Below are 6,966 nucleotides of genomic sequence, written 5' to 3'. Positions count from 1 at the left end.
GTCGAGCCCGTCGAGACCGGACAGGCGCTCTACTTCGCGGATCCTCTGTCTGGGGTGACCGGCGTGAGGTTGGTCGCTCCGTGGAAAAAGAGGCGGGGACTGTCGGTGTCCCGACGTAGCCTCAGGAAACCATGATCGACGCACCGCAGACCCCTGAGACCACGCCCTACCCCGAGGCGTCGCCTCGCCCTGCGCCCGTGCTGACGGACGACCCGGACCGCCGCCTCGACTGGCGCCGGCTGCGCGGCGTGGCCGCGGTGATCGCCCTCCTCGCGCTGACCGCGGGGGCCGTTGGTCAGGCCCTCGGCACGGTGGCGGCCGGGCAGCTGGCAGCGGACGCCACGGTCGTCGGCCTGGTGCTGCTCGCCGTGTGCGTGGTGGGCGGCGCGCTGTTCGACGGCGTCGGGCAGGTCGTCTGGGCCAGCGTCGTGGACCGCGCCGAGGGCAAGCTGCGGAGCGACCTGCTCAGCGCCGCGCTGCGCCAGCCGCTCGCGACGCTGTCCGAGCAGGCGGTGGGCGAGGTGCTCGACCGGGTCGACGACGACACGCACGCCGTCGGCACCCTCGTGCGCCGTCAGCTCTGGGGCGCCGGCCGCACGGTGGTCGGCGTCGTTCCCATGTGGATCATCGCCGGCGTGACGTGGTGGCCGGCCTGGCTCCTGTTCCCGGTGCTCGGTGGAATCGTCGCGCTGCTCACCCGGACCCTGCTCGGCGAGATCTCGCGCCGCAAGGTGATCGAGGAGGCGGCGTGGACCGACCACGCCGCGGCCTTCGAGGAGGCCGTGGCCGCCCGGAACGACCTGCGGACCAGCCTGGGTCAGGCGTTCGCGGTGCGGCGGGTCGCGCAGCTCTCGGCGGTCGTGCACGACAAGTTCCGCGCGGTGGTGCGCGTCGAGGAGAAGCTCCTGCGGCGGGCCGGACTGGTGATGTACGCACTGCTGGCCGGGACCGCCGTCGTCTGTGCGGTGGTGGCATCGGGCGGCGGCCTGTCGGTGGACCAGCTGGTCACGCTGTTCCTGGTCACGGCGATGTTCGTGGGCCAGATGGACAACCTCGTGCACCACCTGCCGGACATCCAGGAGGGCCTCGGCGCGGTGCTGCGGATCCGCCAGATGCTCGCGGTCGAGCCGGAGCCCGACGGCGGCGACGACCTCCCGGACGGGCCGCTCGGGCTCGAGGTGCGGGACCTGACCTTCGCGTACGCCGAGGGCACGTTCGCGCTGAGCGGCGTGGACCTGTCCGTACCCGCGGGGGAGACGATCGCGCTCGTGGGCCGCACGGGCTCGGGCAAGTCGACGCTGGCCGCGCTGATGTCCCGCGCCGTCGAGCCGGACCCCGGTTCGGTCTTCCTCGGCGGTGCCGACGTGCGCGACCTGGACCTGCAGAAGCTGCGCGGCGCCGTGGGCGTCGTCACGCAGCGCACCGAGATCATCGCGGGGACGCTCGCGGAGAACATCGCCCTGTTCGCCGACGTGCCGCGGGCCGACATCGAGGGTGCGGTGCGGGAGCTCGGCCTGACCGACTGGGTCGAAGGCATGCCCGACGGACTGGAGACCCTGCTCGGGCCGGGCGGTACCACGCTGTCGGCCGGGGAGGAGCAGCTCGTCGCGTTCGCGCGGCTCCTCGTGCGCGACGTGCAGCTGGTCGTCCTCGACGAGGCGACCGCGCGGATGGACCCGCTCACCGAGGCGCGCGTGGTGGCGGCGTCGGACCGGCTGCTGACCGGGCGTACCGGCGTGCTCATCGCGCACCGGCTCGGCACCATCGAGCGAGCTGGTCTGGTCGCCGTGCTCGACCACGGCCGTGTGGTCCAGCAGGGGCGGCGCGCCGAGCTCGCTCGTGTACCCGGACCGTTCCGCACGCTGCTCGAGGCGGGGGCCAGCGACGGCTCGCTGGACGCCGCCGCGGCGGGTGGCGAGACCGACGCCGCTGCCGAGGTGCGGGCCCAGACGGTCGCCGCGCCCGAAGCGGCAACGGCCGATCCCGGCACAGCGTCGGCCACGAGCGACACCGCTACGGCAGAACCGGACGCCGTCGGCGGCCGCCGACGGGCCGGTACACCGCCCGACCTGCCCGAGCCGGGCACCGGACCCAGCCTCGCGCGGGGCGTGCTGCACGCGCTCTTCGTCCGCCCCAAGTGGGGCCTGTTCGGCGCCGTCCTGTTCCTCCTGGCAAGCCTGGTGGCGGCGCAGGGCGCGGTCACCGGATTCCTGTGGGGCCGCACCGTCGAGCGCGTCGGCACCGGCGAGCTGCCGGTGAACCTGCTGGTCGCACTCGCCGTGCTGCTGGTGATGCAGCCGCTGTTCATCTCCCGCGCGCTGGGCGTGTACCCGCGCTGGTGGGTCGAGGTGCTGCTGCGGATCCGCATGTCCGTCATGCACGGCCAGACCCGGCAGTACCGGCTCCCGGCCACGCCGCCCGGCGAGGTCGTGGCCCGGTCCATGGATGCCGACCGGTTCGTGCGGTACGCGGACCGCTGGGTCGACTTCGTCAACGGCCTCGCGATCGTCGCGGTCACCGCGCTGATCAGCGGCACGTGGACCGCGGGCGCCGTCCTGCTGGCGGTCATGGTCGTGTCGGCACTGGCCTCGGCCATCGGCCGGCCGATCGCCGGCCGGTCGGCCGCGGGTTCCTCTGCTGCGCGTGCGCGGTTCGGCCGCGCCCTGGTCTCGGCGCTCGACTCGGCGCGCACGGTCAAGCTCGCCGCCCGCACGCCCGACGTGCGCCGGCACCTCGGCGAGGTCGACGCCGGCCGCGTGACGGCGGCGATCTTCGAGCACCGGGTGCAGGCGGTCCTCGACTCGGTGCCGCTCGTGACCCTGTACGCGGGCGTCGTCGCCGCGTGGTCGTTCTTCCTCACGGACAGGTGGGACCTGGCCACGACGCTGCTCGTGGCGAGCGCCGTGATGGGCTTCGCCTGGTTCGGTGTCGTGGCAGGCGCGGTCGTCACCGAGGCCCCCGGTACCCGGGCCTGGCAGGTCGCCACTGCCCGGTTCGCCGGCGGCACCGACCTCGTGTCGCGGCAGCGCGGCGTCGACCTCGTGACAGGCACCGCGCCCGCCCCCGAGCCCACCCGGCGCGAACCCCTGGACCGCCTGGATCTGCGCGACCTGACGGCTGTGCACGACGACGGCACGATCGGCGTCTCCGACGTCGACCTCGAGATCAGGCGCGGCGAGCTCGTGCTGCTCCTGGGCCAGGTCGGCTCGGGCAAGTCGTCGCTACTGTCCGCGCTGGCCGGCCTCATGGAGCACACCGGCGAGGTCAGGTGGAACGGTACGGAGGTGACGGACGCCCAGGCGTTCCTGCGCCCGGGCCAGGTGGCGCACGTGGCCCAGGTGCCGCGCGTGCTGTCCGGCACGTTCTCGGACAACGTGCGGCTCGACCACGCCCGCGACATCGTGGGCCCCGTCCAGGGCGCACGGCTGGCGCAGGACATGGAGGAGGCCGGTGGCCCGCACGCGCTGGTGGGGCACCGGGGTGTGCGCCTGTCGGGCGGGCAGGTGCAGCGGCTCGCGCTCGCGCGGGCGCTCGCCGCGGACACGGAGCTGCTCCTGGCCGACGACGTCTCCAGCGCGCTGGACGCCTCGACCGAGATCGAGCTGTGGACCGCCCTGCGTGAGCGGGGCACCACGGTGGTCGGCGCGACGTCGAAGCGTGCCGCCCTCGCCCGCGCCGACCGCGTGGTGGTGCTGGTGGACGGCAAGGTCGCCGAGGTCGGGCCGTGGGCCGACCTCGCGGCGAGGTGGAGCCACCTCGCCGGCTGACGACTGCCGAGCGCCGGGCGCGAAGGATGCGTCCGGCGCCCGGCGCGGGCGGGCGGAGAGTCAGTCCAGGTGCCTGAGCTCGGGCCACAGCGAGGCCCAGCCGCCCACCGGCTCGCGGCACACCAGCACCGAGACGCCCTGCTCCTCGTTGTCGACGTCCACGCCGTTGTCGAGCTGCCCCTGGACGGCGCACTCCGCGAACCGGTCACCCCACGCGCCGGGCGCCTCGGTGACGACCAGCGCGATGCTCGCCGAGTCCGGCGGCGGACCGTACTCCCACAGCTCGTTGTGCCCCGAGTACGCCGGCGGCAGGCCGAGCGCCGGACTGTACCGGTCCACCGCCCCGGCCTCGCCGTAGTTCTGCGTGAGGACCACCGCCCGGTCCTGGTCCGCCTTGGGCAGCGCGTCGTGCACGTCGGCTATCTGCCGCACGTACTCCGGCCAGCCGACGGCGTCTTGCGCCGACGCGTTGATATCGGCGACCGGCGTCTCGGCCAGGTCCTCGACGGGCACCAGGGGCAGGCTGATGACCAGGCACGCCGCCGCGTTCAGCAGCACGACCGCCGCGACGGCCACCCGCCGCCACGTCGTCCGTGCCCATGCCGCGACCGGGACGCAGCCGGCGGCGAAGAGCACCGCGAGCAAGCCTGTCGCGTAGTACGTCTGGGACCCGGCCGCGTAGGTGAACGCCAGCAGCACCGGGTACGCGACCACCAGGAACCGCAGTGTCGGCCGACGCCGCCACAGCCAGAACAGCCCGGCCAGCCACACGAACGCGAGCGGCGGCCCGAGAGTGAGCAGCTGGAACAGCCACATCTCGGCACGCACGTCCGCTGCGTTGTTCTCGCCGAGCGCCGCTCCCATCGCGAGCTGCGGCCAGCCGTTCGTGGCCTGGTAGAGGAGGTTCGGGAGTCCCACCAGCAGCGCGACGGCCGCACCCGCCCAGGGCCAGGGCGTCGCGAGGGGCCAGCGGACGGTGGCGTCTTGGCCTTCCGCCGGAGCGGTCGCGCCCGGCGTACCCGTCGTGCGGAGCGACCGCCACGGCCACGCGACCAGCAGTCCCAGCACCAGTGCGCCGACCAGTGCCGCCACCAGCAGCTTGTTGTACATGGCGATGCCCGTGACCAGCCCTGCGGCGAGCCACCAGCGCGGGTCGCGCCGCACTGCCCGGATCACGCACAGCAGCACCGCCGGCCACACGACGAGGTCCAGGCTCGCGGTCAGGAACGTGTGCCCGAACGCCAGCGGGATCGCCGCCGTCCCGTAACCCCAGGCGGCCAGGGCCTGTGCGCCGGTGCGCCCGCCCAGCTCGCGCGACACGAGCGCGATCACGACGATCGCGGCGAGGTGCGCCAACGTGGCGGGCACCCGCATGACCAGCAGCGTGTCGCCGAACAGGTCGGCAAACGTCCGCGCGAGCCAGGGCGTGAGCGGCGGCTGGTCCACGTATCCCCAGGCCGGGTCGAGCATGCGGAAGTACAGCTCGTCCCGGTGGTACCCGTACCGGGTGCTGACGGCGGTCAGCAGCACGCCGAGCACGAGCACCGCGGCCCCCACCGGAACCCAGCCGACGGCGGGCAGGCCGTCGGCCGGGCGCGTCGACAGCGAGCCAGGGCCGGGTGGTGCGGACGCGACCGCCATGGCCGGAACGTACCGGCCGCCGTCTGCGACGCGCCAGGGCCGGCGCGGGTGGTCTTCTGCGCCGCCGGGAATCCCCGCTAGGCGGGCCGCACCCGGTCGTCTACCCGGCGCGGCAGCGTGAAGACCAGCAGGAACGCCACCACGGCGAGCGCGGCGCTCGTCGCCATCGCCATCGTCGCGGCGTGCGCGAAGGTGTCGGCGACCACCTCGGGCGTCGGCCGTCCGGGCGGGAACGTGAGCGACCCGAAGAGCACCGAGCCGACGACGGCGATGCCCGCCGCCGAGCCGACGCGCTGCATGGTGCCGATCACGCCCGACGCCGCGCCGGCCTGGTCGCGGTCCACGGTGGCGACGATGAACTGGGCGTTCGGCGCGATGAAGAGGCCGCTGCCGATACCGCCGACCAGCAGGGGTGCGGCGAGGGTCCAGTGCGTCAGGTCGCCGGTCGGCACCAGCCAGAGCACGAGCCACAGCGACACGAGCCCGAGCGCCACCATGCCCGTGCCGATCACGAGCACCGACCGGCCCAGGCGGTGCGCCAGGCGCTCGCTCTGCGACGCACCGACGATCGATCCGATGGCGAACGGCACCGACACGATCCCCGAAGCCAGCGCGGAATGGCCCAGCCCTGACTGCCAGAAGATCGAGATCGTGAAGAAGATGCTGGTGAAGGCCGCGAAGTAGACCAGCGCGAGGATCACGCCGCCGGTGAACGCGGCGTGGGCGAACAGGCGGGGCGGCACGAGCGGGCTGCCGCCGTGTCCCGCGACCCGGCGCTCCCAGAACGCGAACGCGACGAGCAGCAGCAGGCCGCCGACCAGCGACGTCCAGGTCCACCACGGCCAGCCGGCGTCCTCGCCCTCGATGAGCGGCACGAGCACGGCGACGAGCGCGACAGAGATCAGCAGCAGCCCCACGACGTCGACCCCGCGCGCGGAGCTGCCCACGACGATGCGGGGCAGCAGCACGATCGCCGCGGCGACGGCGATCACCCCGAACGGCAGGTTGACGAAGAAGATCGAGCGCCAGCCCTCGTTCTCGCCGAACGCCTCGATGAGCAGGCCGCCGACGATCGGCCCGAGCGCCGTGGAGAACCCGATCGCCGCGCCCATCACCGCGAACGCCCTGCCGCGCGTGCGGCCCGCGAACATGAGCTGGATCAGCGCCGTCACGGCCGGGAAGAAGATGCCGCCGCACAGGCCTTGGACCACGCGGGCCACGATCAGCTCGGTGGCGCCGTCCGCGAGCCCGCACCACAGGCTCGCGAGCGTGAACCCGGCGAGGCCCACGACGAACACCCACTTGTGCCCCACCCGGTCACCGACCCGCCCGGCGGGGATGAGGGCTAGGCCGTAGGCGAGCGCGTACCCGGAGATGATCCAGGACAGGGTGCCCTCGGACGCGTCGAGCGACGTGCGGATGGTCGGCAGCGCGACGTTGACGATCGTCGTGTCGAGCAGGGCCATCGAGACGCCGAGGATGAGCACCGCGAGCGCGATCCACGAGCTGCGCGGGGTCGCGTCCGGGCTGGCGGGCACGGGGGAGCTGGTCACGGAAG

3 protein-coding genes are annotated in these 6,966 nt (G+C 73.9%); 1 reads left to right on the top strand and 2 read right to left on the bottom strand.

Annotated features, from left to right (window positions below):
- Positions 1 to 131: 131 nt before the first annotated feature.
- Positions 132 to 3,767, top strand: coding sequence for an ATP-binding cassette domain-containing protein (locus ACFO6V_RS21555; protein ID WP_377139152.1), 3,636 nt, complete (start codon positions 132 to 134; stop codon positions 3,765 to 3,767).
- A gap of 60 nt (positions 3,768 to 3,827) precedes the next feature.
- On the opposite strand, the gene ACFO6V_RS21550 is transcribed toward ACFO6V_RS21555, so the two are convergent.
- The gene (locus ACFO6V_RS21550; RefSeq protein WP_377139150.1) at positions 3,828 to 5,408 is read right to left on the bottom strand and encodes a glycosyltransferase family 39 protein; all 1,581 of its coding nucleotides are present in this window, start codon (positions 5,406 to 5,408) and stop codon (positions 3,828 to 3,830) included.
- 77 nt (positions 5,409 to 5,485) lie between these two features.
- On the bottom strand, positions 5,486 to 6,961 hold the full coding sequence (locus ACFO6V_RS21545; protein WP_377139148.1) for an MFS transporter: 1,476 nt from the start codon (positions 6,959 to 6,961) through the stop codon (positions 5,486 to 5,488).
- Positions 6,962 to 6,966: the final 5 nt, after the last annotated feature.

Source organism: Promicromonospora alba (assembly GCF_042654905.1).
In the GTDB taxonomy this organism is placed as follows: Bacteria; Actinomycetota; Actinomycetes; order Actinomycetales; family Cellulomonadaceae; genus Promicromonospora; species Promicromonospora alba.
The sequence above is the reverse complement of the archived record's forward strand: the minus strand, read 5'-3'. Positions and strand labels throughout refer to the sequence as shown.